Source organism: Robertmurraya kyonggiensis (assembly GCF_005116465.1).
Taxonomy (GTDB): Bacteria; Bacillota; Bacilli; order Bacillales; family Cytobacillaceae; genus Robertmurraya; species Robertmurraya kyonggiensis.
In genome coordinates, this window is sequence record NZ_SWBM01000001.1 from 1,502,304 (window position 1) to 1,527,872 (window position 25,569).

Consider the following 25,569-nt stretch of genomic DNA (forward strand, 5'->3'; position numbering starts at 1 on the left):
TTCCTCACTCTTCCATAGATTCAGTGTCTAATTGATAAAGCCAAACCTTCATCAATAGAATTAATTGGTCCAAATTCACTGGTTTTGTCATATAATCAGAGGCTCCTGCTTCAATACATTTGCTTCTGTCTTCACTCATTGCTTTTGCGGTAACAGCAATAATAGGAATATGTTTTAATTCTTCATTTTTACGAATCTCTCTCATTGCCTCATAACCATCCATTTCTGCCATCATGATGTCCATGAGTACAATATCTATATCTCTATTATTTTCTAAAAATTGGATCCCCTCTATCCCGTTCTCAGCAAAGGAAACCTTCATCCCCATCGCTTCTAAGACAGTCGTCAACGAAAAAATATTCCTCATATCATCATCAACAATTAAAACATGTTTTTCTGCAAGTTCATGAACTAGAGTTATATTTGACCCGATTCGAGGTTCTTCAACCACTTGTTGTTGCAAGTCAAACATATCGAATTCTACATTTGGATATGTACTGATCACTTCCGCTTCGGATTTAACTGGTAAATAGAAGGTAAAAGTACTCCCTTTTCCCTCCGCGCTCTCTACCGTTATAAATCCCGATAGTAGTCCTGCCAGTTCTTTGCTAATCGATAAACCAAGGCCAGTACCCCCAAATTGACGACTTGTCGTACCATCGACTTGCTGAAAGGCTTCGAAAATGAGCTCTTGATTTTGTTTAGAAATTCCAATCCCTGTATCAGCTACAACAAAAGCAATATAATCACCTTGCTGGTGAATTATTCTCTTGACGAACACTCTTACTTTCCCTTTTACCGTAAACTTGATGGCATTTGAAAGTAGATTTTTTAGGATTTGATAGACCTTTTGCGTGTCAGTATAAACGAATCCTGGAATATTACTAGCAACCTCAACTTTGAATTCAATATTCTTGCGACTGGCTAATGGTTCAAATTGATTGGTAATAAAACTTACCATATCGCCAATCTCCATTTCGTTTCGTTTTATATGAATTTTCCCTGATTCAATTTTGGCTAAGTCTAGAATGTCGTTTATAAGATTGAGCAAATCCTTTCCAGCAGCATGAATCGTATTGGCATATTCCTTTTGTTTTTCTGTCAAATTATTCTCTTTATTCTCGAGCAGAATTTGGGCTAAAATTAATAAACTATTCAATGGTGTACGCAACTCATGAGAAATATTTGCCAAGAATTCAGTTTTATACTTCGATGTTAACTGAAGCTGCTTAGTTCTTTCTTCGAGTTCCAATTTCGTCACTTCTAAATCTCTCGTTTTTTGCTCTGAATGTTTATACTGGTTCTCAAGTTGCTCGTTCATTTTTCGTAATTGCTCTTGCTGAAACTGCATTTCTTCAGATTGCATTCGAAGCTCTTCATTAAGCGCTTGTGATTCTTCAAGGAGTTTTCTTACCTGCATCTGTTGCATGATCCGATCGATCGTTACTCCAAGCTGGTGCATGGCTTCCATAAGCAATTTTTCGTGAAGTTGCGGGAATTCCCTTTTTGTTGCTAATTCCAATACACCAACTACCTCCCCATCTAAATGAATTGGGAAGATAAGAATTTCATTTGGGATACTTTCTCCCATATGAGAAAAAAATGTTTGAGGTAGACTTCGAACACTCTTGACTCGTCTTAACCTTCCGTCCCTTGCGCATTGACCCACTATTCCTTCTTCCAATTCAACTATGGATAAAGGGTTTTCAAAAACTTCATCCGTATAGGAGCAAACCTTCAATAAATAAGGTGTTGAGCGATCGTTTTTAATGATATAAAGTGCACCATAGCACGCATCAACCATTGGAATAACTGCTTGAAAGTATTTGTCATCAAGATTATGAATATCATAGATTTCTTGTGCAAGCATTGAAAGTTCGGCAAGTCTCATGGAGAGCCAATGTTGTTCCTCAACTTCCTCTGTATACTGTCGCTCCATCCGCTCATGTGCTTCAAGTGCAGTTGCCATTTCATTATAGGCCTGTGCGATTTCCCCGATTTCATCATTTGATAAATCTTGTAATCTTGGGAGATTCTCGGCACCGTACTGGATGCTTTTCATCACATCCCGAATACTCTGAAATCGAGTTGTAATGTTTTTTATCACCCATCGGGAGATCCAAAAACCAACGAATAGAGTAATAATGATAGAAACAATTGTTACCTTTACATACATATTATTCGAAGTTTCGGAACTTTTTAGAGTGTCCTCCATAATTCGCTCTTGAATTGCAATCAAATTTTCAGTTATATTGATGATTTGATTGTCCTGCACAAGAGCAGTTTCATAAACCGAAGCCACCTTCTCTGTGTTTTCCTCTTCTAAAAGAGCAATAATTTCTTTAATTGATTGCCCATATGCTTCTATTTGCTCATGCATATCAACCAATTTTTGTTTAGCTTCTTTTACTCTTATAATGGCATCTAATGTATGTAGATCCTGGTATATTTCTGAAATTTCATTTTTAATACTCTGAACTTTTATCTCTTTCTTTTGACTGTCACTAGTAGTAATTGCTACATGTAAGTCTTGCTCAACATTCTTAATACCAACCCGAATATGATTCAAAAGCTGGATTTTCAAATAGCGATCTTCATAAAGATTATTATTTTCTTCATTTTGATTATGGACAATTCCAACAATAATTCCGAATAAAACAGCTATTACCATGATAATTAAGCTAAATCCAATGTATAGCCTTGTTGTATACTTCATCTATTAAGCTCCTTTATCCATCATAGTTTTCACTATCTATTTCTAGTAAACCATATTTTACTAGCTTTATTAAGATAAAATGTCGAATTTTAATAAAAAGGTACTTAGCTACTGCTTACAAGGCTTGTTCATTCATTCTCGTTCCTTTCAAACACTTTCAAAACCCCCTTCGGAAACGGTATGTTGTGACTATAATTTCGAAATTAAAAAAGCCAAGAATTTCGTACAATCCCAGGCTTTTGAACATCTTCAATTTATTAGATAGATTATAAATAAACTAATCAACGAAACTGTAATAGAGGCAAATAAACCTGTTAAGAATGGTTTGATGCCAATTTTGGCAAAGCCCTTTAAATTCACCTGCATCCCGACAGCTGCCATAACCATAATAATAAAAAATTTGGCTATGTCATTGCTGAACTCCTGCACACTAACTGGAATCAAACCAATCGAATTAAGGATACTCATGACTAAGAACCATACGATGAACCAAGGAAATGCTTCTTTTAGTGATTGCTGAATACTTCCCTTTTTCCGATTATTCATTAGAAATGGCAGGATAATTATAACTGGCAATAAAAAGAGAGTTCTTGCTAGTTTGACTGTTGTAGCAATTTCTCCGGCTTCATTACTATAAGCAAGTCCGACCGCAACGGCAGATGATGTGTCATGTACGGCAGTACCTGTCCAAATCCCAAAGGATAGATCATCCAACTGAAATAGATGACCCACAACTGGATAAATAAAGAAGGCAATTAAATTGAAAAAGACAATCGTTGAAATGGCATAGGCTGTTTCATCATCCTTCGCTTCTAATACACCTTTCACACATGAGATAGCAGTGGCACCACAAATGCTTGTTCCTACCCCGATCATCAATGTTAATTTTCGATTTAGCTTCAATAATTTTCCAAACCAGAACGTTAGTCCAATGCCCAAAATGACGGAAATAAAAACGACTAGAATGGATTGTTGACCCACTTTAATAATAGTAGTAAGATTCAAACTGGCACCCAGAAAAATGACTGCGAGTTTTAGCAAATCCTTTATGACAAAGCTTAATCCAGAATCGAAAGCAGGCTTTATTCCGACTGTATTTTTAAGAACGATACCAATAATAATGGCAAAAAGGATTCCTCCAATTAGCGGGAATAGCCCTCCCAGAAATTGAGCAAGGATGGCAATAGCCACAACTAGAATGATACCATTGGCTCGTTTTGACCATGATGTAAGTGCATCTCGTTGAGTAATCAATTGTTTCACTTCTCCTCTATCTTAATAAGATTAGGAGCAATTTTTCATAAATCATGTAGAATAGTCAATTTCATAAGTTAAAAACGAACCTGATAAAATTTTCTAAGTTAGCTTCATCGTTTCTTCGTATATTGTGAAATTGACTCAGATAAAAAATCGCACAATAGAGTTGATTCTACATAAAAAACAAATTACTTGCAAACATTTCGTCTTATCCTTAAATGATAATGAGGTAGAGCTTTAAAGATTAACATTTAAAGAACACACAAAAAAGAGTATCAACTGATACCCTTCTTTGTGTGTTTGCTATAAATGATTAACGGCTCGCTGTTTCTGTACCGATAAATTGAAGGTCGATAAATTCTTTAAAGTCTGGTTTTTCCTTTAAGAATTTTAACGCGTAAGAGCTATCAGAAAATGCTTGAATTGCCTCTTGGTCTACTTCATACGTGAAACCAATACGGTCCCAAGCTAAATCTACAACTTCTTTAGCTAACTCTTGACCAGTAGTGATTTCAATATCCTTGATTGTTATTTCTTTTGCTTCTTCAGGATTTGCATTAATGAAATCAACCGCTTCTTTATGTGCTTTTACGATTTTGTCGATTGTATCTTTGTTATTATCAATCATTTCACCACTTGCAACTAAAATAGATGCAGGTAATGTTTCACCAAAAGAAATTTCATTCCAAGGAATGACCACTTCAGCACCTGTTTCCAATTGGATTTGTGCTGCCCAAGGTTCTGGAGCTACCGCAATGTCAATTTTTCCAGCTTGAAGCATAGCAGAATACTGAGCTGCATTTCCAGTTAAGTGCTTCATCGTACCACCAATACGTTCTGAAGTGATACCAAGGTCCTCTAAGTACGTTTCATACTGAACATCGTGTGTACATCCAACAGCTGGCGTAATAAATGTTTTACCTGCTAAATCTTCTACAGAATTAATGCCACTACCTGCTCTTGCTAATACAACTGTACCTCCAGTTGATGCACCCGCAATTACACGAACATCTGCACCAGTAGAATAGTTGTTCATCGCTGGACCAGGTCCTACTAAACCAGCATCAATTTCTCCTGTTTTTAATGCTGTCATAAATGCAGAACCATCTGCAAAAGTTTTGTACTCAACAGTAGTCCCATCGCCCAATTCCTTTTGGAAGTAACCTTTATCTTTTGCAACCATCGCTGGTACGTGGTTAATATTCGGAAAATAACCAATGACTACTTTTTCCTTGCCGTCTTTTTTACCTGAAGCAGAATCAGCGCCACAGCCTGCTAAAATGCCAGCGAATAACATAAAAATAATTGCTAAAAATAATGATTTTTTCTTCATTTTCTTCTCCCCCATATTTCTATGATTCTAGTCCCCATCTTCTAGTGACTGATTTTTCAACACGATTAAAAATAAACTGGTCTACTACTGAACCAATGACACCGATGATGACGATTACGCCGATAACAAGGCTCATATCTCCAAAATCTGATGCATATTGAAGTGTGTAACCTAGACCTGGTCCTGTACTTAATAGCTCCCCAGCCATCAAAGCTCGCCACGCAAATGCCCAAGCAAGTCGAGCACCTGTCACAACATATGGAATTGATGCTGGAAATACCACTCTTATGAATAAGTCAATCCCCTTTGAACCCATTGTTTGTGCCGCTTGGATATATAATGGCGAAACATTTTTTATTCCCATTCTCATATTTAAGGTCATAACAAATGTTCCACCAAGAACCACCACGAAAATAACGGATACTTCATTCATTCCAAACCACATAATCGCTAGCGGCAACCAAACAATACTTGGCACACTTTGTAAGGCTAATATTAGAGAGCCAATTGTATCATCTGCATATTTAGATTTCGCTAGAAGAATCCCGATTAAAGAACCTAAAACCAATGAAATTCCTAATCCAATAAATAAGCGCTTAAAGCTGGCAACCAAGTCATAAATCAGTGTTTTATCCCCAAAGCCCTGTATCAACGCTTCTAACACCATTGAAGGTGATGGAAGAATAATTGGCATCCAAAGCTCAAGTCTTGAACCAAGCTCCCATAAGAAAACCACTACTATAAAGAAAATGACTTGTCTGATGAATTTTTTCATACGGCTAGTTCCTCACTTACAACTTTGTCAATTTCCTTCTTTAAGAAGCTCATAATGTAATCCTCAAGCTCGATCATTTCTTGTTTATGCTCTTCTCTTGGTCTTGGGATATCGACTTTGATGTCCTGTAGGATGATTCCTGGTTTCGTCCCCATCACTATGATTCGATCTGATAGTTTAATAGATTCAGATATACTATGAGTAACAAAGAGAATCGTTTTTTTCGTTTCTGTCCAAATCGTTTCAAGCTGCGTATGTAGTCGCGAACGCGTTTGCTCATCTAAAGCACCGAATGGTTCATCCATTAACAAAGTTTCAGGATTCATCGCTAAGGCTCTCGCAATCGCTACACGCTGTTGCATACCTCCTGAAAGCTCGTGAGGATAATGGTCTGTGTATTTTCCTAATTGGACCATTTGTAAATATTTTTTCGCAGTTTCTATTGCTTCTTTCTTGGACATCTCTTTCTTCAATGGAAAAGTGACGTTTTCGATTACGTTCAACCACGGGAAAAGAGCTGCCTGCTGAAAGACCATTCCTCGGTCTTTTCCTGGCTTTGTTACCTTTGTATCATTGACGTAAATTTCCCCTTCAGTCGCTTTCGTCAACCCTGCAACAATATTTAACAACGTTGACTTCCCGCACCCAGATGGGCCAAGAATGGAAATAAACTCACCTTTGTCAATCAATAAATTAATGTCCTTCAAGATATCGACAGGCTGATTTTCTTTATTTAAAAATTGTTTATTTATATGATTAATCTCGATAAACATCTATACACACCTATCTCATAATTCTTATCATAATACTCGGAATACATGGTTTTAATTATAGGTTATTTGGTCCTAATGTCAATATAAACTATTAAATCCTACACAAAAATTTGCCCTCTCATTTCATTACAGTTCACTGACTTGTATCCACTTCCATATGAATAGAGCCCAGCAGTCATTATTAAAATATTTTTATGTATGCATATCTATCAATTGAAAGGTTAAACTATCATAGGAAAAAGCGGAAATTAAGGTGGTCTTCGATGGGGCATAAAGTGATCTATGCTATTCATATCTATATACTTCTAATCATTTCAATTGGTTTTAGTGTTCATGTGTTAATTATCCCCGCCCTACTATCCACCTCTGGCAGAGATGCTTGGTTAACCGTCATTCTTAGTTCCATACCATTGTCCCTTTGGATTCTATTTGTTTTTTATATTTACAAGAAACTAACCAACCATGAAGATTTTTTTTCATTATTAGTACAAACATGTGCACATAAATGGATCCGTATCGTTCTCACTTTTGTTCTGGGGTCCTATTTCTTACTAACCGCTTTCATTACACTTAAATTTACTTTATTTTGGGCTAAAGGAAATTACATTTTTGATAGCCCTAATTTTATCATTTTGTTATTGTTCACAATTATATGCTTCTATTCAACATGGAAAGGATTGCGAACGATTAGTACAATCGCATTTCTAGTACTGCCTTTTGTTTCGTTTTTTGGATTCTTAGTTGGGATTGGAAATGCTCCGAACAAGAATTACGAATTACTTTTTCCCCTATTCGAGAATGGATTTAGCGATTTTTTGCACGGATTTATTTATTCATGTGCGGGTTTATTTGAAATCATATTACTATTGTTTATAACTCCTTTTATCAAAGATAAATTAAAAATAAAGTGGGTAGTCTGCGTTGGAATCATTCTTCTTTGTTTAATCCTCGGACCATTAATGGGAGCTCTAGCTGAATTTGGTCCATATGAAGCAGCAAAAATGAGCAATCCTGTTTATGAGCAGTGGAGACTTCTAAAAATCGGCGAACTTATTACTCGTCTAGATTTTCTCTCTATTTTCCAATGGCTTTCAGGGGCCTTTGTTCGGATTAGTTTATCCATGTTTATTGCGGAGAGGATATTTATGTATGGTAGAAACAAAAAATGGGTTCTACCCATTCTCTATCTAATTCTATTTACGAGCGCATGTGTTCCATGGGAAGCAACTTCATTTCTATTTTTTTTGAAAACTTATTTTTTTCCAATAAGCCTTATATTTCAAATCGGTATCTTACTATTGTTCTTACTTTTGATTCATTTGAAAGGTGTTCCATATGAAAAAAATACCAACTAACCATATAAAAGTGATAATAGAACAATTAAATATTTGGTTTGAAGGCTCTTCAGATATCGTGATACTAAAAAAAACGTATCACGATATTACATTGAATTTTATGTACTGCCCGCAATTGGTAGATATGAAATATATAAATGAATTTGTTTATCCAGCCATTAACAAAATCTGGAAACAGTATGGCACCTTAAATTTTGAATTAGCAAGCACTGTACTTGAACTAAGTAGGTTAACGAATTGGGATAAGGCAAAAAAAGGAATAGAGGAAAAGCTATTCTCTGGTGAATTACTCCTTTTTAGTCGTGAATTAGAAGAACTTATGTTTATTCCTGTGTCAAAATTTCCAAAGAGAAGTCCCGAAGAGTCTAATTTAGAATCCTCGATTAGAGGCCCAAGGGATGGATTAGTAGAGAACATTTCGGATAATATGGCACTCATCCGTCAAAGGTTAAAGACTTCGTCCTTTAAAAGTATTGAATACTCCATTGGCGAAAGAAGTAGAACAAAAATCCTATTACTCTACATTGATGATATTATAAATCCATCTATTTTAGATACCATCAAAGATAGAATGGATAACATAAATGTTGATATTATAATTAGCAGTTATCAGATTGAGGAGATCATTTCTGATAAAACTTTCACTCTATTTCCCTTATTGGATAATTCAGGCAGACCGGACTTAGTTGTTCAATCTTTAATCCAGGGGAGATTTGTCATCTTAGTAGATGGAAATCCAACTTGTTTGATTGGGCCCACAAATTATATTCAATCTTTATTTTCGCCAGAGGATTTACACGACAGTTTTTTCTACATCAGTACAGTGAGAATATTAAGATTAATCGCACTATTTACGACAATTTTCTTACCTGGATTCTATATTTCCTTAATATCCTTTCAAATAGATCAGCTTCCATATTCACTTGTCGCAACAATATCAGTTTCTAGATTGGGCCTACCGGTGTCTGCTCCTTTGGAAACATTGCTAATGCTTATATTATTTGAATTATTTAAGGAAGCTGGGGTTCGTCTTCCAAAACCTGTCGGGCAGACAGTCGCTGTACTTGGTGGATTATTTATTGGTGATGCGGCTATTCGTGCGGGTCTTACCTCACCTTCTTGTTTAGTAATTATCTCGATTACTGTCATTTCGGGTTATATCCTGATCAATCAAACACTGTCAAACAACATTGTATTATTTCGATATTTCGTATTAATATTCTCTGCTCTATTTGGACTATATGGATTCTTTATTGCTCTCTTCTTAATCATTACAGAATTGGTTTCTTTAGAGAGTTTTGGTCAACCATATTTTTCAAACCTTTCAAGACACAATTTTGAAGGTATCATACAGAATCTTTTGAGATTACCTTATCGATATATGAAAAAACGGAACGTTTCATTTAAACCTATTGATAGCGATAGACAAAAGGAGTAATGTATGAAAAAAAATCTGCTAGTTATCGTAATATGTTTTGAACTTTTTATCGTGATTGGATGCGGTGCAAAAGAAATTCAAAGTCAAACGTATGTTACGTGTCTAGGGATAGATTTCACAAATGGAGAATTTATTGTCTATACTCAAGCATTAAATTTTTCAAATATAGCTAAACAAGAAGGTACCACTTCGTTGCAAGACGTCGCCTCTATATTTGTTGGAGAATCAAAAGCAAAAACCATACAAGCAGCACTTAACAATTTAGAACAAAAGGCAGCATTGCCATTTTATTACGGGCATGTGAATGCCATTCTTTTAAGTGAAAATGTTATAAAAGATAAAATGGAATCTGTTATTGAATTTATAGCACAAAATCCTTTTCTAAGATACAATCTATGGCTTTTTGGTACCCAACAAGATGTCAGAGAAATTTTATTAGGGGAAAGTTTTTTTAACTTTCCATCCATATATACAATCCTTCATAATCCAAAGGCACTTACAAAAAATTCTTTTTATATTCCAATTGAAGAATACAATAAATTTATATCCACCTACTATCAACCCATAGGCACTTATATCATTCCTTCACTTTCCTTAGATGATACCAATTTCTCTGAGGATGATAAGAAGATAAATATTTCTGTTGTTACGGGAGGATTTTCTTTTTCTCAGCAAAAATACAAAGGCTGGGTAGATAAAGAAGAGTTAGTTGGACTAAAGTGGTTAGACAAAAATTCCACCAATATCCCCCTTTCTCTATTTGAAGAAAAAGTTAGTATGATTATTCAAAATCCCAAAACAAAAGTTGAGGTCATCAATGGTCCGAAACCTACCTATCGTTTAATTGTTAAAATACATTCACTTTTAGTACAAAATGAAGGAAATATTAGCAATAAAAAAATCAAAATAGAATTAGAAGATAGAATTAAGAATGAAATTCTAAAAACATTGGAGAAAAGTGAAGCGATTAAAACAGACCTATTAAATATTAGTGAATCAGCATACCGGCATCATTTAACGCAATGGGATAAAAGCACAATTAATTCATTTAGCAAGGGATCAATAGAAGATATCGAAGTAAGAATTCATATTGTTGAAAGTATTAATTACAAACGGTAGAGCAATTGGGGACGTCTAAAATAGTCTTTACACTCAAAAAAGATCAAATCATCATGTGATTTGATCTGCAAAATTCGTGTTTTTCATTGGTTTAAGGGAACTACTTATTCATCAGTAGTCCCTTCTTCCTTATTCAATTCCATTTCATCACGCATCCGTTCTTCTTCCTCATCCACACTAATTCTGGCAATTTGCTCAACTAATTGGTGATGAACAAGGTCCATATCTTCTTGGCAATGGAACGGTTCTTTTTTATCCATTTTGGACACTCCTTAAGAGCTTTTTTTATATGTTTTCCAAAATGATTTTAAGTATGCGAACGTCATTTGTTTAAGCGAATTTAATACCAATTAATTGAGAAATGGCTTTGCAGAACTTTGCCCAATCCCTCGGAAAGGCTTGAAGTCCTTCGCTTTCATAGACCATTCCCTTTGTTTTTAGGTGAACGGACCAACAAGTACCATCTAAGACGAGTGATTCCGGTTGGTAATCTCGCTCCCAATTCCATATATTCAAGCGGATAATTTCCTTTTTAAATTGTTCAACATCTCCAATGTAAACTGTTTTTTCTTTATCTACAGCTACCTTCTTGTCAATATTCCATTCAAAAAGATAAAAACGATTATGAATAAAATCTACAGCCACTTTATAAGTTGGTCCCGGGAACTTTCCGATCATCGCTGTTAACGTAATCAGTTCTTTTTCTTCTCGAATCGAGACGATATTATCCGCTACAGAAAATAAATCTTTCTTTCTACTGACAACAGATTTCACATGGGAAATTTGAACAGGTTTCTCTCTCTCATTTTTTATGAAGCTTATCTCGTTCATTTCATCGCAGATGGAATCAAAGGAAGCTGGTCCACTTTTTTCTATGATGTCTAATATAATTTCATACATATTCATGTTCAAACCCATTCCTTTAAAATGATATGGTTAGAGAATTTTTCTTATAGCTTGTTAAAATTATAAATCATTTTTTCTTTTTTGACTGTAACAAACTGCACGAATTTAAAAAAGTCTATTACATAATTTGTTTTTCGAAAAACAACCCTATTGAATAGGAGGTGCAGAATTGAAAACAAATAAAAAAGATATTCCAGACTTTAGACAACTAGAAGATCGGGTGATTGCGAATCCTTCCCCTGAGCCAATGCTCGTTATCAAAACCAATCTTGATCCAAAGGATTCCACTGAAAATAACCCTTATCTTCAAAATGTAGCAAAAGATAAAGAAGAAGTTAAAGAATTCTTCGAATAATGATATATTGGTAAAAAGGCACGATTATAACGACAACTGATGCTCTCAAAAATACTTTCATTGAGATATCAGTTGTTTTTATTTATGAGATCAATAAATATTTTTTCAAAAAAACTTTTTATTTGAGCAAACTTTTCTTACCTACTCGCGGTATTAATTAATAGAAATGCATTTCGAACAAATCCTGGGAGGAGTGAAACCATTCACATGGACGCAGCAATGCTTCAAAAAATCATAAATGGCGATAAGGAAGCTTTTCGCAACTTTTACAATCAACAAATTGATAAGGCTTTACGCGTTGCAATATTAATTACGAAAAATCGCGAGCTTGCAAAGGAAGCAACACAAGAAACCTTTATAAGAGTGTATAAAAACCTCTCTTCTTTCGATTCAAGCAGACCATTCGAACCGTGGTTTTATCGGATATTGACCAATGAGTGTAATCGCATTTTAAAAAAGGAATCAAAGACAACTCACCTACCTGATTATGCGGAGGCAGAGTTAAAAGATACTTCGATTAGTACTAAAGATTTTTCCGAACTTGATGAGGCAATTCAGTCGTTAAGTGACCTCTATCGAATACCTATTGTCTTAAAATACTTGAAGGGTTTTTCTGAAAAGGATATTTCAGTTGCTCTTGAAACGAATTTGAACACGATTAAGTCCCGATTGCACAAAGGCAGAGCCCTATTGAAGGACTATTTAATAGAGTTAGAGGATAGGGGGAAAAAGCATGTATAACAACGACGTAGATAAAAAAATTGAGGAGCGCCTAGCGGAAATGTCAAACTTCGATGCAAAAGATAAAGCTGATATTTGGGAAGCCATAGAACAAGAATTATTTACAGTAGATAATAAGGGAGTCGTTAAAATGAAACCGAAAAAGAAAAGATGGGGAATCCTTGTAGCCGCTGCCGCAGCAATGGTACTTGCTTTTGGCTCACAAACTGAAACGGGCAGCGCACTTGTTGATAAAGTTAAGGAAATGTTTGAACCTGAGAAAGATGTGCAGATCGAAATTGAAGGGGATAAAGAAGATACAAATCTACAACTAAATGAAGGGAAAGAAGCAGATTACGTTATTTATGTAGATGAAGAACGTTACGTGATGAACAAGACTGAAACTGGCGATGTCATTACTACAAAAGAGCCTTTAGAAGAACGCTATCCAGAAGTTTCCATGACGATTACACAAGTAAAGGATAAAGGCACAGAAGAAGTTTATAATGAATTGAGAAATACGATTTTAGCTGTCTATCCTACCATTATTTTAGAAGAACAGGTAACAGAACCTGTTGTTGGTCAAATGTTACTTGCGAAAGAGAATGGGAACGAGTGGGATAATGAGATGACGAGAGTGTATGTAGTTGATAATGAAGCTGGTGGTAGTTTTATCATCCAACAAAAGTACTTCTTAGAAGCCGAAGAAGGTCACGGAGCAAGATTTGATCAAATGCTAAAAGAATTCCATATCGTCAAAGAATAATCTATCAAAAAAGACAGTTATCAATTGGTAACTGTCTTTCATATTCTTACTTCAAAAATAACCCTCGTTCCCTGCCCTACTGTCGAATTAATGTGCAATTCCCCGTTTACTGCACGTGCTCTCTCTTCCATACTGAAAAGGCCGACCCCACGGTTAATTTCATTCAAATTAAATCCTTTACCAAAATCCTCAATCATGACACGAACAGACCCATCCATCTCTCGAATCGTGACATTTGATCGGGTAGTATCTGCATATTTCCTTGCATTCGTTAAAGACTCTTGAATAATACGATAGATAGCAATTTCCTTATTAGAAGAAAGTCTATTCATAAGTGCACAATCAAAACCAACATCAATCCCATAATGCTCTGAATAACGAACCAAGTATGAGCGAATCGCAGGTACTAAACCTAAATCATCTAGAACTGAAGGACGGAGTTCCCAAGATATTTCACGGACCTCCTCAATTAATTCGGTAGCTTCCTTCTGTAACTTTTCCACAATCGGATGATCGATTTCAGTCTGTAATAGATTAATCGTGATTAGATGACTGTATAGGTTTTGTCCAATTCCATCATGTAAATTACGCGATAAACGACGTCGCTCTTCTTCTTGGACATCAATAAGCTTAATCATCATTTTCTGAAGCTCTTCCTCTATCTTCTTCAGCTTCGTAATTTCATATCGAATCGCTAAATATTGGTACGGTTTCCCTTTATCATCGAGAAAAGGCACAATCGTCGTGTCTACCCAATAATATTCACCATCTTTAGCACGATTGCGGATTTCACCCTTCCACACTTTCCCAGACGAAATCGTTCTCCACATCTCTTTGAAAAATTCTTTCGAGTGGTAATGGGAATTAACAATTCGATGATCAGATCCGATTAATTCTTCCCGATTGTACTTTGAAACGGCACAAAATTTATCATTTACATATTGAATAATGCCTCTTTTATCTGTATATGCAACAATTGTTGATTCATCCAAAGCATATTTTAAGTCACCGAGCTCATGATTCGGTTGCGACGAATGAAAGTCCATCCTATTCACCTCCAAAAGTTATACACTAAGCGTGTCTTCGATTGATCGAGCCTGCTTAAGGACTACCTTCTTTTCTGCTTCAGATAATCCTTTTCGCACCCTCTGACCAATTAAAAAGACACCTTTGGGAACCCCATTAAAGTGGATAGGTACGGCATAAGCATATATAAGTTTCTCTGCAAGCATGATTGGATATTCTAGTGCTTTTCCAAGAATATCATGTGGAAAGTCCTCGATCGTCATGGGGCTACCTGTGGAAATCACTCTGCCGGCAATTCCCTTCCCATATCGAAGGGTGATATGCTTATATTTTTCATTTTGGTTTCCGGCCACGACATGCCATTTTATATCCGGACCGATCTGATTTTGAAAAGCAAAACCGACAAAGTCACAGTCTACATCATGTAATGTCGTTACACAAATATCCATTATGTACTCGTAATGTTTTGTTTTATCAAACATTTATATCTTCCTTTACATTCCATAACCTAGTAGCCCTTTTTTCAAAGCAAATGCTACGAGTTCTGGTCTTGTCTTCATTTGTAGCTTTTCCATTAAATTCCCTTTATGGGTCTCCACTGTTTTCACACTGATAGATAACTTTTCGCCAATTTCCTTGTTAGAATATCCTTTTGCAATTAAAGTGAGTACTTCTCTTTCCCGATCCGATAATAAATTGAAATGGTCTACCTCACCGTCTCGAATTCCGATTAAATACTCTTCCATTAATCTCTTCGTTGCAGAAGGATGAAGATAAGCATTTCCTTTTGAGACGGATTGAATGGCTTGAATAAGTTCATCATGAGGGGCACTTTTTAAAATACATCCCGAGGCTCCAGCCTGAATAGCTCTAAATAAATATTCTTCGTCATCATGCATCGTTAAAATTAGAATGGCTACATTCGGCAGTTGTTTTTTGATTTCTGAAGTAGCTGATAGACCATCTTTACCGTGGGGCATACTTAAATCCATGACAATAACATTTGGATTTAACTCATGAGCCTTTTCTATTCCTTCATTTCCTTCGGAAGCCTCGCCGACGACCTCCATTTCAGCATGATTATTAAGCAACATTTTTAAGCCCATTCTCACAACAGCATGATCATCGACTAGCAAAATTTTAATCAAGGTATTTCCTCCTTCGCTTGAAACTGGCTATTGTAACGGTAAATTCAACTGAATCGTTGTCCCCTTACCTAATGTAGAAGTAATTACACAATTCCCTCCGATTAGTTTCATACGTTCATGCATCACAGCTAATCCTGGTTTGTCTCGATTTAATTCTACATCAAAGCCAATTCCATAATCAGTTATCACTATTGCGACGGTATCTTTTTCCCAATTGACCTTAATTTCAACCTGATGAGTGTCAGCATATTTCGCAATATTCCCCAACGCTTCCTGACAAACACGGAATAGCATGATTCGATGACGTTCTGGTAGAGGTTTTTCTTGACCAACTTGTTCAACCTCAACAAGAATTCCATACGTCGCTTTATATAAATTCACATAACTTTTCAGCGCTGGTAATAAACCCAACGAAGACAGGGTCGGTGGATGTAATTCTACGGATAAGAAACGAATTTCTTGAATTGTTTTTTCCAGAATCTCGTTCATTTCATGAACATGACGTTTGCTCTCGTGATCAGTCATATTCGCTTCGAGAAGCTGAATACCTGTGAACACACTATATAAGGTTTGCCCAACTCCTTCATGGAGTTCTAATGCAATTCGTTTAATTTCATCTTCTGATGACTGAATGATGTAGTTGCTTATTTCTTTTTTCTCTGGCAAACGTTTCATCCAAGTTCCTCCTATTTCCGCCAAACTCTACTATTGATAATATAACATTTCATCGGTTTGCCATAAACAACTTAAGCGAGGAAACAGAATGAAAAGGGCCCTCTCTTTACGATAAATGAAAGGAGAGGGCCATAATTATCTTAAATTAAGATGCCTTAACAACAGCAGGTTTTTTATCCATTTTATTACGCTGGTAGAAGTACCAGTTTAGACCGAATGATAATACATAAACGGCAATAAAGAAATAGAATGCAGTTACTGGTGAACCTGTTGTACTTGTTGACCAACCAAATAGCTGCGGGATAAAGTATGAACCATATGCTGCAAATGCTGCTGTAAATCCTAATACTGGAGCCGCTTCTTTGGCTGGGAAGATACTCGGAATCATTTGGAATGTTGAACCAGAACCAATTCCTGATGCTAGGAACAGGATTAAGAATGACACTAAGAAACCAGTAAATTCTTTCGCATTTGTAAAATAAACAACTCCTAAGGCACCAATTGTCATCACCACAAAAACCCATGCTGTAACGAGTGCTCCACCTAACTTATCAGAAATCCATCCTCCAACAGGTCTAGCTGCTGCTGCAAGAAGAGCCCCTAGGAAAGCAAGAGACACATGTTCAGGGAATTGAGATCTTAATAGCAATGGAAATGCTGCTGAATATCCGATAAATGAACCGAATGTAGCAACATATAAAACTGTCATAATCCAAGTATGTTTGCGTTTAACAATGATAAACTGCTCTTTTGCAGACTGTGATGTATTTGGTAGGTTATCCATGCCAAAATAGGCAGCAATCGAAACAATGGCAATCGGAATCACCCAGATGAATGCAGCATTGTGTAACCAAATTGTTTCTCCGGATGAAAGAACTTGACCTTCACCCATGAAAGTAAAGGTACTAGTAGCAATGATTAATGGAGTGACAAATTGAACAACTGAAACCCCCATATTTCCTAAACCACCGTTAATTCCAAGCGCTGTACCTTTTTCTGATTTTGGAAAGAAATAGCTCATATTGGATGAAGATGATGAGAAGTTTCCTCCACCTAATCCACATAGGGCTGCTAATAGAAGCATCATAGAAAATGGTGTATCAGGGTTTTTAACCGCCATCCCAATACCAATTGCCGGAATTGCTAGGATAGCAGTAGAAATAACCGTCCAATTTCGTCCACCAAATTTACCCACAGCAAAAGTGTAGAAGAATCTTAAGGTCGCTCCCACTAGTCCAGGAATAGCAGCTAATGTAAATAATTGCTCTTCTGTATAAGTAAAACCAATATCATTTAAACGTACCGCTACAACCGACCATATTTGCCAAACGACAAATGCAAGCATTAATGATGGTACAGAAATCCAAAGATTTCTCTTGGCATGCTTCTTCCCTGTACTTTCCCAAAACTTTGGATCTTCAGGATTCCAGCTTGTAATTCGCGTACTTTTTTTCATGATTATCCTACCTTTCGAATAACATACGTTAATTTGTTACACATGTCAGTGGCTGTCCAATTTGCTCCTACTTGTTCGACTTTTGAATCCAATGGAATAGCAAAAAACTTCTGCTGGTCAAAGTAAATTCGTAAATGCGTATGATCTGGACATAGTTCAACTTTTGTTATTTCTTTACGGATAAAAGGGGCACGTTCTTCGCCCTCCTCATCCTGTATCGAAACTTCGACTGGCTTTTTTATGAATTCTTGTTCTTGTAAAAGCTCAAAATTAATGGTTTCCACAGGAATTGCACCCCTTCTTATTAGGGTAGACGTACATTTGATAGCCTTGAAGATACTCCCAAAATGCGTCTTCTCCACGTTCTTCTAAGTATTGAATCACTTCTGATTCTGACTGAAAGCGGCTCATTCCTTTTACTTCTGCTACAACAACATCGGCACCATCAACCTTTTTTTCATCTAAATACCAATGTAGCCGTGTGCCCTTAAAAAGTTCTTTCAACATGACATCAATCTCTGTACCAAAATCTCCACTGACTTCGCGAATAAAACAAAAATCTAGAAATGTTTCACTGTTCACGTCTGTTCACTTCGCTTTGCTTTTCATCTCGTTTAAATACAAACAGGGCAATCGGGAACAAGATTAAATTTAGAACACAATACATAATTGCTACATCGTAGTTTTCAAATTTGAATTGATGAACCATTTTTTGTGTGAATACGATATTTAAAAATAGACAAATTAACAAAGATATAAAGTTCACGAGTCTACGATTCATATCTTTTCACCCTTACTGCGTAAACCGCTCCATTTTCAACCTTTACTTCGATCGTAGGCAGCGGACGTCTTGGTGGTCCAGCAACCGGAGACCCCGATTCAACGTCGAACTTGCCATGATGGCATGGACAAATCATTTCTCCTTCTTCTTTGACCCAAAAGACAGGACATTGAAGATGTGTACATGCACTGTTATAGGCAACGAATTTCTCTTCAGAAAGACGAATCAATAACGCATCGTCATGCTCACCAGGAAACTTGAAATCTACTGCTTCCCCTATACCAATTTTGTTCAAATCTGCAATTTTCTTATGTGGATATTCCTTTTCACTTAAACCCATTAGTTCCTTTGCAGCGACTGCTCCCCATGGAAGGGAGGAAACAGCAAATACCCCAGCTGCTCCTACTAATGTTTTCATAAATCCTCGTCTATCTAGTTTTCTTTCATTATTACGATGAATATTATGAGTGTAATTATTTTCATCAAAGGGGATTCGGTTGTTTTTCTCTGACATATTTCATCCCTCCTAAAACAATTTCGTAACGCCTTGAAGAATACCTGGCAAGTTCACTTTTACATTTGTCTCATTTTCTAGATACTGCATGCTCGTTACCCATTTGCCATTATCCAGATTAAACTGCTGTTGCTTCGCTTCAATTTCTTCCTCAGTTAACCATTGAAGAGTATTCGTTGGACAAACACTCGCACACATTGGTGGAATGCCATCCTTTGTACGGTCGATACATAAGTCACATTTATACATCAGGTTTTGTTCTGTATCAAACTTCGGAATCCCGTATGGACAGGCAATCGTACAGTTTTGACAGCCAATACATTTTTCTACTAATGCTGATAAAACAGCTCCTGTCTCATGGATTTGTATCGCTTGCGCTGGACAACTTCTCGCACATGCCGGGTTAACACAGTGAAGGCACATGAGAGGCATCGTTTGTCTGTTCACAAGAGGATTCACATCATAAACATAGTTACGATTTCTCTCCTCGTGACCGCCACACTGCGTACAAGCAGCAAGGCAAGAGCGACAGCCGATACAGTTTTCTAATTCTATATAAAGCCTCTTCTTCATTTAGTGCACCTTCTTTATGGATTTATCGATTTGAGCAGCACACGCCTTAAATTCTGGCATTCTTGAAATTGGGTCAAGTGCTGGATTCGTAAGTAGATTAATAGATTGGTCGTGACCAAAGTGGTACGGAACGAATACCGTATCTTTTCGAATCGCTTCGATAATCTTTACTTTGTAAATCGCTTCGCCTCTTCGCGTATATAAACGTACAAGCTCTTCATGCTTGATATCATACTTAGCCGCTGTTTCTGGATGAATCTCAATATATGGCTCTGGACACATATCGCGTAAAAATTGTATTCTTCTCGTTTGGTTCCCAGATAAATAATGGTATACAACACGACCCGTTGTTAAACGAAGTGGATACTCTTCATCTGGTTCTTCTGCTGGTGGGCGGTAGGGAAGTGCACAAATTTTAGCTTTTCCATCTGGATGATAGAACTTCTTATCAAGGAACATATGTGGTGTCCCTTCATCTTCCTCACTCTTACATGGCCAGAAGACACCGTCTTGCTTTTCGATTTTGTCCCAAGTTGCACCAGAGTAGTCTGCGTAACCACCCTTTGTTGCAGCTCTGAATTCATCAGCAACATCGACAGCTGTTTTTAAGTGTGAAAAATACTTCCCTCTTCCTAACCGTTCAGCAAGTTCCACTTGAATTTGCCAATCTGGCTTTGATTCACCTAGTGGCTCCTGTGCCTTATTTATCTTGATAATGCGTCCTTCTAAGTTCGTTACTGTCCCTTCATCTTCGGACCATGTAACGGCTGGTAAAATCACATCAGCAAACTCAGCTGATTCAGATAGATAGAAGTCAGAGCACACCATGAAATCTAGGTCTTTCAAAGCCTTTCTAACAAAGTTTGAGTTAGGTGCTGAGACTGCTGGGTTCGAGCATAATAGGTAAAGACCACGAATCACTTTTTGATCCATTAATTCAAACATCTCATACGCCGAAACTCCAGGCTCTGGCATTTCTTCTGGTGTAATGCCCCAAAACTCAGAAACTTCCTTTACATGCTGTGGATTTGTCAATTTACGATAACCAGGAAGTAAGTCAGATTTTTGACCATGCTCACGACCACCTTGACCATTCCCTTGTCCTGTAAACGTGGCAACACCAGACTTCGGACGTCCAATTTTTCCAGTTATAAGAGCCATATTTGTGTAAGCAGATACATTGTCTACTCCTTTATGCTGCTGCTCAATTCCACGAGCAAACATCACAACGGCATTTGGTGCTTTACCATAAATCTCAGCGGCACGAATAATTTTTTCAGGAAGAACTCCTGTAATTTCACTTGTGTATTCTGGTGTAAATTGCTTCACAAGCTCCTTTGTCTCTTCAAAACCATTTGTGTGATTGTTCACAAATTGTTCATCAACATGACCATTTTCGATTAATAAGTTTAGAATTCCATTTGCTAATGCCAAATCTGTTCCTGGTCTTAAGTCGAGATGCACATCTGCTCTTCTTGCGATTGGTGTTTCACGAGGGTCTGCAACAATAAGATAGCCCCCTCTTTCCTGTACATGCCATACTCTAAACATTGAAGTTGGGTGACATTCGGCTGTATTACTTCCAGCGATGAATAAGCAATCTGTCTCATGAAGGTCAGTCCATGGTAATGTTGAACCACGGTCAACACCAAAGGAGCGTAAGAATCCACCAGCTGCACTAGACATACAGAAACGTCCGTTGTAATCGATGTAGCGAGTTCCAAGTGCGACACGAGCAAACTTACCAGTTAAGTAACACTTCTCGTTCGTCATCGAAACACCACTAAAGACGGATAGTGAATCTTTTCCATATGCCTGTTGTAGCTTTTGAAAATTTTTCGCGATTAAATCATATGCTTCATCCCAACTTGCTTCACGAAATCCTTTAATTGTTCCTTTTAGTGACTTATCATCACGTATTAAAGGCTTAAGAATGCGGTCATCATGATTTGTTTGTTGATAAGCCGTAACACCTTTCGGACACATTTTTCCTACATTTACTGGCCAATCATATCGAGGCTCTACGCCAATAATTTTATTTGTTCTTGTATCTACTCGTAGATTCATTCCACATTGCATTCCACAATAGCTACAATGAGTTTTAACAAGCGTTTCATTAGGATGCTGCAGGTTCTCTATTTCTCTGAAAAATTTATCCCTTTGCATTCTGGTTTGCCTCCTTAACCTTTACTTCATGTGTAGGGAATCCAGAAAACTGTGCAATCCGATATTTTCTACGACATGGCAGACAAAGCTCTGCTAAATGGAACTGTTCTTTTTTAAATTCAATTTCATTAACTCCTAATACTTGAATGACGTCGTTCGATTGTTCAGTAGAAACAAATTCGGTTCCACATACTTTACAAGCCTTCATCGATTGCTCGCCGTAATGCTCACGATAGTTTCTTGCAAAGACACTTAGCGGTCGGAACGGAATATGCGCAAGTTTTCCAAATGGTAAATAAATAAGTGTAACGATAACTGAATATTGATGGATTAAACTCATTGCATAATGGCCCCAACCATGTAGAAAGACATTACTGAATGTAAGTGCTAATCCTGTTACACTGATGAAAATTAACATTATTAGAGGTAAAAAATCATACATAAACTTTTGGTCAGCTCTTGCTTGCATGTTTTTTAAACGACGATAGAGCGCCATGCAAACACCCGTAATAACCATCAATGCTGAAATATTTAATGCATTATAAGAAAGCTGAGCAATCAATCCTTCTGCAGGAACTGTCATGATGTTCATTCCAAAAAGAACAATTGTATAGTACCCATTCTCTGTCATTGTGAAGTACATCCAGCTGAACACTAATGGGAATGTAACCATACAAGAAAGTAAACAACCCCAACCGATTAAAAAGTGTTGTGTCCAACGATAAATGCCACGATTCCAGATAAAACGGTATGTAGCTAAATGCTCAACAGATGTTTTTGGTGTTGATTTTCTAAAAAGTAACTTTATGCCTTTTTTAATAATGATTTTTGTAGGTGGTCTTTCTCCCCACGCGATAAAGCGATAGAAAAATCCTCCTAAGAAAACGATCGTTCCAACCATATATCCGTATAAGTTTAAGTCAACGTGTGTAAACATTCTTGTGCCAATAAAGGTTAGAATGATAAGTCCTAAAACGCTTAAGAACATTGACTTTGCAAATTTTGACGCAAACGCGTTGTCTAGTGAGTTCACATTTTTTACTTCCATGTTTGCTCCTCCTTGTGTTCCAATAACTTACCTTCATTTTAAAAGCACTTAAAAATTTCTCGTATCGGGGGATCTCCCTACTCACCAAGAAAAATTCCCCTAGTGACCATTTATGAACTGTTTTCACAAAAATATAACGGTCAAAAACCTTGATTTAATAAGGATTTCTCGATTCTGTACATTTTGTGACAACTTTGTTACTCATTGCACAAACTTTCAATTGAGGTACCTACTCTTAAATTGCAATGTGATTTTTCCAATAAAAAAAGGGCTAATGCAGCCGCATTAACCTTTTCTGGTGATTTGAAATATTCAACTTTTGTATTTGTATAATACTAACTTCAGCTCAACCTAAATGACCAACATAAATAATGTAAGCAAGGAATGATGTGATGACTAAAGTGAATCCCACAGTAAAAATGCTCCTGAGAGCACCTATCCAATCTCTTGCACCAAAAAATCCGATTACACCTAATAAGAATACGACTATACAAAAATAAAATAGAAGTTCAAGAGGATGGATACCAAACCACTTCAAAAAACGGTCATTCATCGAATTGGTAGATAGCAAGATCATTGCAACTACACAGACAAAAGATAAATAAAAGGACCATCGATTGAATATGGAACCCACTTGCATCCCCCCTCAATAGGCGTATGAGGTCTATTTAAAAAATGATTTTAGAACTGGCAAAGAAGAATATTTAAATCAATACAATGAAAATTCTCCGATAAATCTTTGACCTATTAATCTAGGCATAGGAGGAAGTGAAACGACCGTCAGTGCCCCGTCCGGAATATTGCTAAAACTCCTATCTCTTATCGAATAGAAGCCATTCTCCTTTAGCTTAAACAATTCCGTTTCAGTCCCCTTCAATACAATCTTACTCATTCCCGCTTGGTACCATTCCACAAAATAATCGAAGTAATCAGGGAACTGGCAATTATTCGCGCTCACCATATTGATGGTTGAAATCGTTGCAGCGTGCGCGACCTGTGCAGCGACTTTTCCGGGCTCCATTTTCAAATCACTATTTACAACAAAATATTGAATAACTTCATTGTCCATTCTCCCCAGCCCTCCTACATCCAATTAAAATAACTTATCTTATTTATACGGTTATGTATTCTTGTTTATGAGTCTTTTAGTTTACTTATCAAAAGCAGCAATCATTATATTATAATATCAATCCCAAACTTTACCTTTTCAAGAACGGTCCCACGTGTATCAATAGTTTAAAAGTGTTGGAAATAAATAGAGGATGTCCCTCCTAAAATATCATGTTACTGTAAATGAGAACTTCCAAGGAGGTATTGAAATGAAAAAACTAATTTCAATCATAGCATTCAGTACAATCATGTTTGCAGGTGTAGGTAGTACTTTTGCTGCATCCCATACCGTATCAAAAGGTGAAACGTATTGGAAAATTGGCGTCAACTACGGTGTACCTGTTAATACCTTAATGAAAGCAAACAATGCTAAAAATAGTAATTTAAATATTGGTCAAAAAATTACGATTCCAGCATCATCGATAACAACTTCGGAAAAAGATTTATTAGCAAGACTTGTGGAAGCTGAAGCTAAAGGCGAATCTTACGCAGGGAAAGTAGCCGTTGCTACTGTGATTTTAAATCGTGTCGATAGTAGTCTTTTTCCGAACACTGTTAATGGAGTCATTAATCAATCTGGACAATTTACACCTGTAAGCAATGGTACGATTAAACAAGCAGCAAGTAGTACTTCTAAGAGGGCCGTAAACGAAGCCTTAGCATTCCGTGGACAAGGTAGTGGTTCCCTTTACTTCTATAATCCAAAGAAAACAACCAACACATGGTTACGTTCGAAAAAAGTAACCATCACAATTGGTAATCACGTATTTGCGAAATAAGCTAGAACAATATCTAAGCACTCCATTTGGGGTGCTTATTTATTTTGCTTTAGTCTTTGACAAGAAATACGTAAAATTTTCGTTAGTCAACCGATTTCAAAGAAAAATTGTCCGGAAAGTAAAATTTAAACTTCATCGATGTCAATAAACTTTTTCAAAAAAAGTTTGACATTTTTGTGAACAAATTGAATAATTTAAATAAAGGGAGGTTGAATATTGTGACATCAAGAGAAAAAGTATTAAATCTTGTTAAGTATATCGGTTTAACCTTATTATTATCTGGTTCGGTTATGTTTTTATTCGGCTTTATTGGAAGCGGTTTCGGAATGTTAACACCTATTGGTTTAGGTACAATAGTTGGAGCTGTCTTTATTTTTCTTATCGGAGTATTCTTTGTTGCAACGGAAGAAATGATTGACAATACACATAAAGGAATTCATCTTAAATCGATGAATACAAAAAAAGGAGCTCATTAATGAGCTCCTTTCATATACATATTACATATCCCAAACAAACAGGAATAGCGTACCAAATATCGTAATCATAGCGATAAGAATCATAAAATAGACATTACCATAAATAGCCCATTTATCTTTCGTTTCACCAGCATGCATAAACACCACTAATTGAAGCAATGCTTGAATAAAAGCTGTTACGACTAAAATAGTAAGACCCGCTGTGAATGACAAGTCTAAGAAATAAACGAGTAAAGCAATTGCTGTGAGTATCAAAGAAAATACAAAGCCCATTACTTGTTTTGCTGGGAATAATTCTTTCATA

The 25,569-nt window shown here is 36.5% G+C and carries 30 protein-coding genes; 8 read left to right on the forward strand and 22 right to left on the reverse strand.

Going from position 1 to position 25,569, the window contains the following annotated elements:
• Window positions 1-4 precede the first annotated feature (4 nt).
• The 5 genes from FA727_RS07555 to FA727_RS07575 all read right to left on the reverse strand — a co-directional run bounded on the left by FA727_RS07555 (window position 5) and on the right by FA727_RS07575 (window position 6,854).
• Window positions 5-2,716 carry an ATP-binding protein gene (locus tag FA727_RS07555; protein ID WP_136830295.1) on the reverse strand — a complete coding sequence of 904 codons (2,712 nt, stop codon included), beginning with the start codon at window positions 2,714-2,716 and terminating at the stop codon, window positions 5-7.
• A gap of 249 nt (window positions 2,717-2,965) precedes the next feature.
• Complete coding sequence (locus FA727_RS07560) at window positions 2,966-3,970, reverse strand: YeiH family protein (protein ID WP_136830296.1); 1,005 nt, start codon at window positions 3,968-3,970, stop codon at window positions 2,966-2,968.
• Window positions 3,971-4,286: 316 nt separating this feature from the next.
• On the reverse strand, window positions 4,287-5,306 hold the full coding sequence (locus FA727_RS07565) for an aliphatic sulfonate ABC transporter substrate-binding protein (RefSeq protein WP_136830297.1): 1,020 nt from the start codon (window positions 5,304-5,306) through the stop codon (window positions 4,287-4,289).
• A gap of 19 nt (window positions 5,307-5,325) precedes the next feature.
• Window positions 5,326-6,081 carry an ABC transporter permease gene (locus FA727_RS07570; protein WP_136830298.1) on the reverse strand — a complete coding sequence of 252 codons (756 nt, stop codon included), beginning with the start codon at window positions 6,079-6,081 and terminating at the stop codon, window positions 5,326-5,328.
• Window positions 6,078-6,854, reverse strand: coding sequence for an ABC transporter ATP-binding protein (locus FA727_RS07575; protein WP_136830299.1), 777 nt, complete (start codon window positions 6,852-6,854; stop codon window positions 6,078-6,080). Before FA727_RS07575 ends, FA727_RS07570 begins: the two co-directional genes overlap by 4 nt.
• Before the next feature lie 263 nt (window positions 6,855-7,117).
• On the opposite strand from FA727_RS07575, the gene FA727_RS07580 reads away from it, so the two are divergent.
• Genes FA727_RS07580 through FA727_RS07590 form a run of 3 tightly spaced genes read left to right on the forward strand, consistent with a single transcriptional unit; the run spans window position 7,118 to window position 10,766 of the window.
• Complete coding sequence (locus tag FA727_RS07580; RefSeq protein ID WP_158318814.1) at window positions 7,118-8,209, forward strand: GerAB/ArcD/ProY family transporter; 1,092 nt, start codon at window positions 7,118-7,120, stop codon at window positions 8,207-8,209.
• Window positions 8,190-9,647: a spore germination protein gene (locus FA727_RS07585; RefSeq protein WP_136830301.1), complete on the forward strand. Its 1,458-nt coding sequence runs from the start codon at window positions 8,190-8,192 to the stop codon at window positions 9,645-9,647. The genes FA727_RS07580 and FA727_RS07585 overlap by 20 nt, the downstream gene beginning before the upstream one ends.
• A gap of 3 nt (window positions 9,648-9,650) precedes the next feature.
• Window positions 9,651-10,766, forward strand: coding sequence for a Ger(x)C family spore germination protein (locus FA727_RS07590; RefSeq protein ID WP_136830302.1), 1,116 nt, complete (start codon window positions 9,651-9,653; stop codon window positions 10,764-10,766).
• Window positions 10,767-10,870: 104 nt separating this feature from the next.
• On the opposite strand, the gene FA727_RS24370 is transcribed toward FA727_RS07590, so the two are convergent.
• Both FA727_RS24370 and FA727_RS07595 read right to left on the reverse strand, forming a co-directional pair.
• A complete protein-coding gene (locus FA727_RS24370; protein ID WP_170209244.1) occupies window positions 10,871-11,026 on the reverse strand; it encodes a hypothetical protein in 156 nt (51 codons plus the stop codon).
• Between the two features lie 70 nt (window positions 11,027-11,096).
• A complete protein-coding gene (locus tag FA727_RS07595; protein WP_136830303.1) occupies window positions 11,097-11,672 on the reverse strand; it encodes a hypothetical protein in 576 nt (191 codons plus the stop codon).
• 169 nt (window positions 11,673-11,841) lie between these two features.
• Here FA727_RS07595 and FA727_RS07600 point away from each other — a divergent pair, with 169 nt between their 5' ends.
• From FA727_RS07600 to FA727_RS07610, 3 genes are all read left to right on the forward strand, one after another.
• Window positions 11,842-12,027, forward strand: coding sequence for a hypothetical protein (locus tag FA727_RS07600; RefSeq protein ID WP_136830304.1), 186 nt, complete (start codon window positions 11,842-11,844; stop codon window positions 12,025-12,027).
• A gap of 207 nt (window positions 12,028-12,234) precedes the next feature.
• Window positions 12,235-12,768 carry an RNA polymerase sigma factor gene (locus FA727_RS07605; protein ID WP_136830305.1) on the forward strand — a complete coding sequence of 178 codons (534 nt, stop codon included), beginning with the start codon at window positions 12,235-12,237 and terminating at the stop codon, window positions 12,766-12,768.
• Window positions 12,761-13,513 carry a hypothetical protein gene (locus FA727_RS07610; RefSeq protein ID WP_136830306.1) on the forward strand — a complete coding sequence of 251 codons (753 nt, stop codon included), beginning with the start codon at window positions 12,761-12,763 and terminating at the stop codon, window positions 13,511-13,513. The genes FA727_RS07605 and FA727_RS07610 overlap by 8 nt, the downstream gene beginning before the upstream one ends.
• Before the next feature lie 38 nt (window positions 13,514-13,551).
• Here FA727_RS07610 and FA727_RS07615 read toward each other — a convergent pair whose 3' ends face one another.
• The 14 genes from FA727_RS07615 to FA727_RS07675 form a co-directional block, all read right to left on the reverse strand.
• On the reverse strand, window positions 13,552-14,559 hold the full coding sequence (locus FA727_RS07615; RefSeq protein ID WP_170209245.1) for a PAS domain-containing sensor histidine kinase: 1,008 nt from the start codon (window positions 14,557-14,559) through the stop codon (window positions 13,552-13,554).
• Between the two features lie 18 nt (window positions 14,560-14,577).
• Window positions 14,578-15,021: a GAF domain-containing protein gene (locus tag FA727_RS24375; protein ID WP_170209246.1), complete on the reverse strand. Its 444-nt coding sequence runs from the start codon at window positions 15,019-15,021 to the stop codon at window positions 14,578-14,580.
• 12 nt (window positions 15,022-15,033) lie between these two features.
• On the reverse strand, window positions 15,034-15,687 hold the full coding sequence (locus tag FA727_RS07620) for a response regulator (protein WP_136830307.1): 654 nt from the start codon (window positions 15,685-15,687) through the stop codon (window positions 15,034-15,036).
• 27 nt (window positions 15,688-15,714) lie between these two features.
• On the reverse strand, window positions 15,715-16,362 hold the full coding sequence (locus FA727_RS07625) for a sensor histidine kinase (RefSeq protein WP_136830308.1): 648 nt from the start codon (window positions 16,360-16,362) through the stop codon (window positions 15,715-15,717).
• A 145-nt stretch (window positions 16,363-16,507) separates the two neighbouring features.
• Complete coding sequence (locus FA727_RS07630; protein WP_136830309.1) at window positions 16,508-17,818, reverse strand: NarK family nitrate/nitrite MFS transporter; 1,311 nt, start codon at window positions 17,816-17,818, stop codon at window positions 16,508-16,510.
• 2 nt (window positions 17,819-17,820) lie between these two features.
• Entirely contained in the window at window positions 17,821-18,102 is a 282-nt protein-coding gene (locus FA727_RS07635) for a hypothetical protein (protein ID WP_246041745.1), read from the reverse strand.
• On the reverse strand, window positions 18,089-18,400 hold the full coding sequence (locus tag FA727_RS07640) for a hypothetical protein (RefSeq protein ID WP_136830310.1): 312 nt from the start codon (window positions 18,398-18,400) through the stop codon (window positions 18,089-18,091). The genes FA727_RS07635 and FA727_RS07640 overlap by 14 nt, the downstream gene beginning before the upstream one ends.
• On the reverse strand, window positions 18,390-18,599 hold the full coding sequence (locus FA727_RS07645; protein WP_136830311.1) for a hypothetical protein: 210 nt from the start codon (window positions 18,597-18,599) through the stop codon (window positions 18,390-18,392). The genes FA727_RS07640 and FA727_RS07645 overlap by 11 nt, the downstream gene beginning before the upstream one ends.
• On the reverse strand, window positions 18,589-19,113 hold the full coding sequence (locus FA727_RS07650) for a QcrA and Rieske domain-containing protein (protein ID WP_136830312.1): 525 nt from the start codon (window positions 19,111-19,113) through the stop codon (window positions 18,589-18,591). The genes FA727_RS07645 and FA727_RS07650 overlap by 11 nt, the downstream gene beginning before the upstream one ends.
• A 12-nt stretch (window positions 19,114-19,125) precedes the next feature.
• Window positions 19,126-19,686, reverse strand: coding sequence for a 4Fe-4S dicluster domain-containing protein (locus FA727_RS07655; RefSeq protein WP_136830313.1), 561 nt, complete (start codon window positions 19,684-19,686; stop codon window positions 19,126-19,128).
• Window positions 19,687-21,852 carry a molybdopterin oxidoreductase family protein gene (locus tag FA727_RS07660; RefSeq protein WP_136830314.1) on the reverse strand — a complete coding sequence of 722 codons (2,166 nt, stop codon included), beginning with the start codon at window positions 21,850-21,852 and terminating at the stop codon, window positions 19,687-19,689.
• Window positions 21,839-22,900: a respiratory nitrate reductase subunit gamma gene (locus tag FA727_RS07665; RefSeq protein ID WP_136830315.1), complete on the reverse strand. Its 1,062-nt coding sequence runs from the start codon at window positions 22,898-22,900 to the stop codon at window positions 21,839-21,841. Before FA727_RS07665 ends, FA727_RS07660 begins: the two co-directional genes overlap by 14 nt.
• A 346-nt stretch (window positions 22,901-23,246) precedes the next feature.
• The gene (locus FA727_RS07670) at window positions 23,247-23,534 is read right to left on the reverse strand and encodes a hypothetical protein (RefSeq protein ID WP_136830316.1); all 288 of its coding nucleotides are present in this window, start codon (window positions 23,532-23,534) and stop codon (window positions 23,247-23,249) included.
• Window positions 23,535-23,609: 75 nt separating this feature from the next.
• The gene (locus tag FA727_RS07675; protein ID WP_136830317.1) at window positions 23,610-23,969 is read right to left on the reverse strand and encodes an aminoacyl-tRNA hydrolase; all 360 of its coding nucleotides are present in this window, start codon (window positions 23,967-23,969) and stop codon (window positions 23,610-23,612) included.
• 250 nt (window positions 23,970-24,219) lie between these two features.
• Here FA727_RS07675 and FA727_RS07680 point away from each other — a divergent pair, with 250 nt between their 5' ends.
• Together FA727_RS07680 and FA727_RS07685 are read left to right on the forward strand one after the other, a co-directional pair.
• Entirely contained in the window at window positions 24,220-24,789 is a 570-nt protein-coding gene (locus FA727_RS07680; protein WP_136830318.1) for a cell wall hydrolase, read from the forward strand.
• 218 nt (window positions 24,790-25,007) lie between these two features.
• On the forward strand, window positions 25,008-25,265 hold the full coding sequence (locus FA727_RS07685; RefSeq protein WP_136830319.1) for a hypothetical protein: 258 nt from the start codon (window positions 25,008-25,010) through the stop codon (window positions 25,263-25,265).
• A 21-nt stretch (window positions 25,266-25,286) separates the two neighbouring features.
• Here FA727_RS07685 and qoxD read toward each other — a convergent pair whose 3' ends face one another.
• The gene (gene qoxD, locus FA727_RS07690) at window positions 25,287-25,568 is read right to left on the reverse strand and encodes a cytochrome aa3 quinol oxidase subunit IV (protein WP_136830320.1); all 282 of its coding nucleotides are present in this window, start codon (window positions 25,566-25,568) and stop codon (window positions 25,287-25,289) included.
• Window position 25,569: the final 1 nt, after the last annotated feature.

Bases quoted from the DNA above. Each gene is read 5' to 3' on its own strand.
- FA727_RS07555 (WP_136830295.1), bottom strand. From the start codon at position 2,716: ATGAAGTATACAACAAGGCTATACATTGGATTTAGCTTAATTATCATG.
- FA727_RS07565 (WP_136830297.1), bottom strand. From the start codon at position 5,306: ATGAAGAAAAAATCATTATTTTTAGCAATTATTTTTATGTTATTCGCT.
- FA727_RS07570 (WP_136830298.1), bottom strand. From the start codon at position 6,081: ATGAAAAAATTCATCAGACAAGTCATTTTCTTTATAGTAGTGGTTTTC.
- FA727_RS07575 (WP_136830299.1), bottom strand. From the start codon at position 6,854: ATGTTTATCGAGATTAATCATATAAATAAACAATTTTTAAATAAAGAA.
- FA727_RS07580 (WP_158318814.1), top strand. From the start codon at position 7,118: ATGGGGCATAAAGTGATCTATGCTATTCATATCTATATACTTCTAATC.
- FA727_RS07585 (WP_136830301.1), top strand. From the start codon at position 8,190: ATGAAAAAAATACCAACTAACCATATAAAAGTGATAATAGAACAATTA.
- FA727_RS07590 (WP_136830302.1), top strand. From the start codon at position 9,651: ATGAAAAAAAATCTGCTAGTTATCGTAATATGTTTTGAACTTTTTATC.
- FA727_RS24370 (WP_170209244.1), bottom strand. From the start codon at position 11,026: ATGGATAAAAAAGAACCGTTCCATTGCCAAGAAGATATGGACCTTGTT.
- FA727_RS07595 (WP_136830303.1), bottom strand. From the start codon at position 11,672: ATGAATATGTATGAAATTATATTAGACATCATAGAAAAAAGTGGACCA.
- FA727_RS07605 (WP_136830305.1), top strand. From the start codon at position 12,235: ATGGACGCAGCAATGCTTCAAAAAATCATAAATGGCGATAAGGAAGCT.
- FA727_RS07610 (WP_136830306.1), top strand. From the start codon at position 12,761: ATGTATAACAACGACGTAGATAAAAAAATTGAGGAGCGCCTAGCGGAA.
- FA727_RS07615 (WP_170209245.1), bottom strand. From the start codon at position 14,559: ATGGACTTTCATTCGTCGCAACCGAATCATGAGCTCGGTGACTTAAAA.
- FA727_RS24375 (WP_170209246.1), bottom strand. From the start codon at position 15,021: ATGTTTGATAAAACAAAACATTACGAGTACATAATGGATATTTGTGTA.
- FA727_RS07625 (WP_136830308.1), bottom strand. From the start codon at position 16,362: ATGAAACGTTTGCCAGAGAAAAAAGAAATAAGCAACTACATCATTCAG.
- FA727_RS07630 (WP_136830309.1), bottom strand. From the start codon at position 17,818: ATGAAAAAAAGTACGCGAATTACAAGCTGGAATCCTGAAGATCCAAAG.
- FA727_RS07645 (WP_136830311.1), bottom strand. From the start codon at position 18,599: ATGAATCGTAGACTCGTGAACTTTATATCTTTGTTAATTTGTCTATTT.
- FA727_RS07650 (WP_136830312.1), bottom strand. From the start codon at position 19,113: ATGTCAGAGAAAAACAACCGAATCCCCTTTGATGAAAATAATTACACT.
- FA727_RS07655 (WP_136830313.1), bottom strand. From the start codon at position 19,686: ATGAAGAAGAGGCTTTATATAGAATTAGAAAACTGTATCGGCTGTCGC.
- FA727_RS07660 (WP_136830314.1), bottom strand. From the start codon at position 21,852: ATGCAAAGGGATAAATTTTTCAGAGAAATAGAGAACCTGCAGCATCCT.
- FA727_RS07665 (WP_136830315.1), bottom strand. From the start codon at position 22,900: ATGGAAGTAAAAAATGTGAACTCACTAGACAACGCGTTTGCGTCAAAA.
- FA727_RS07675 (WP_136830317.1), bottom strand. From the start codon at position 23,969: ATGGACAATGAAGTTATTCAATATTTTGTTGTAAATAGTGATTTGAAA.
- FA727_RS07680 (WP_136830318.1), top strand. From the start codon at position 24,220: ATGAAAAAACTAATTTCAATCATAGCATTCAGTACAATCATGTTTGCA.
- qoxD (WP_136830320.1), bottom strand. From the start codon at position 25,568: ATGAAAGAATTATTCCCAGCAAAACAAGTAATGGGCTTTGTATTTTCT.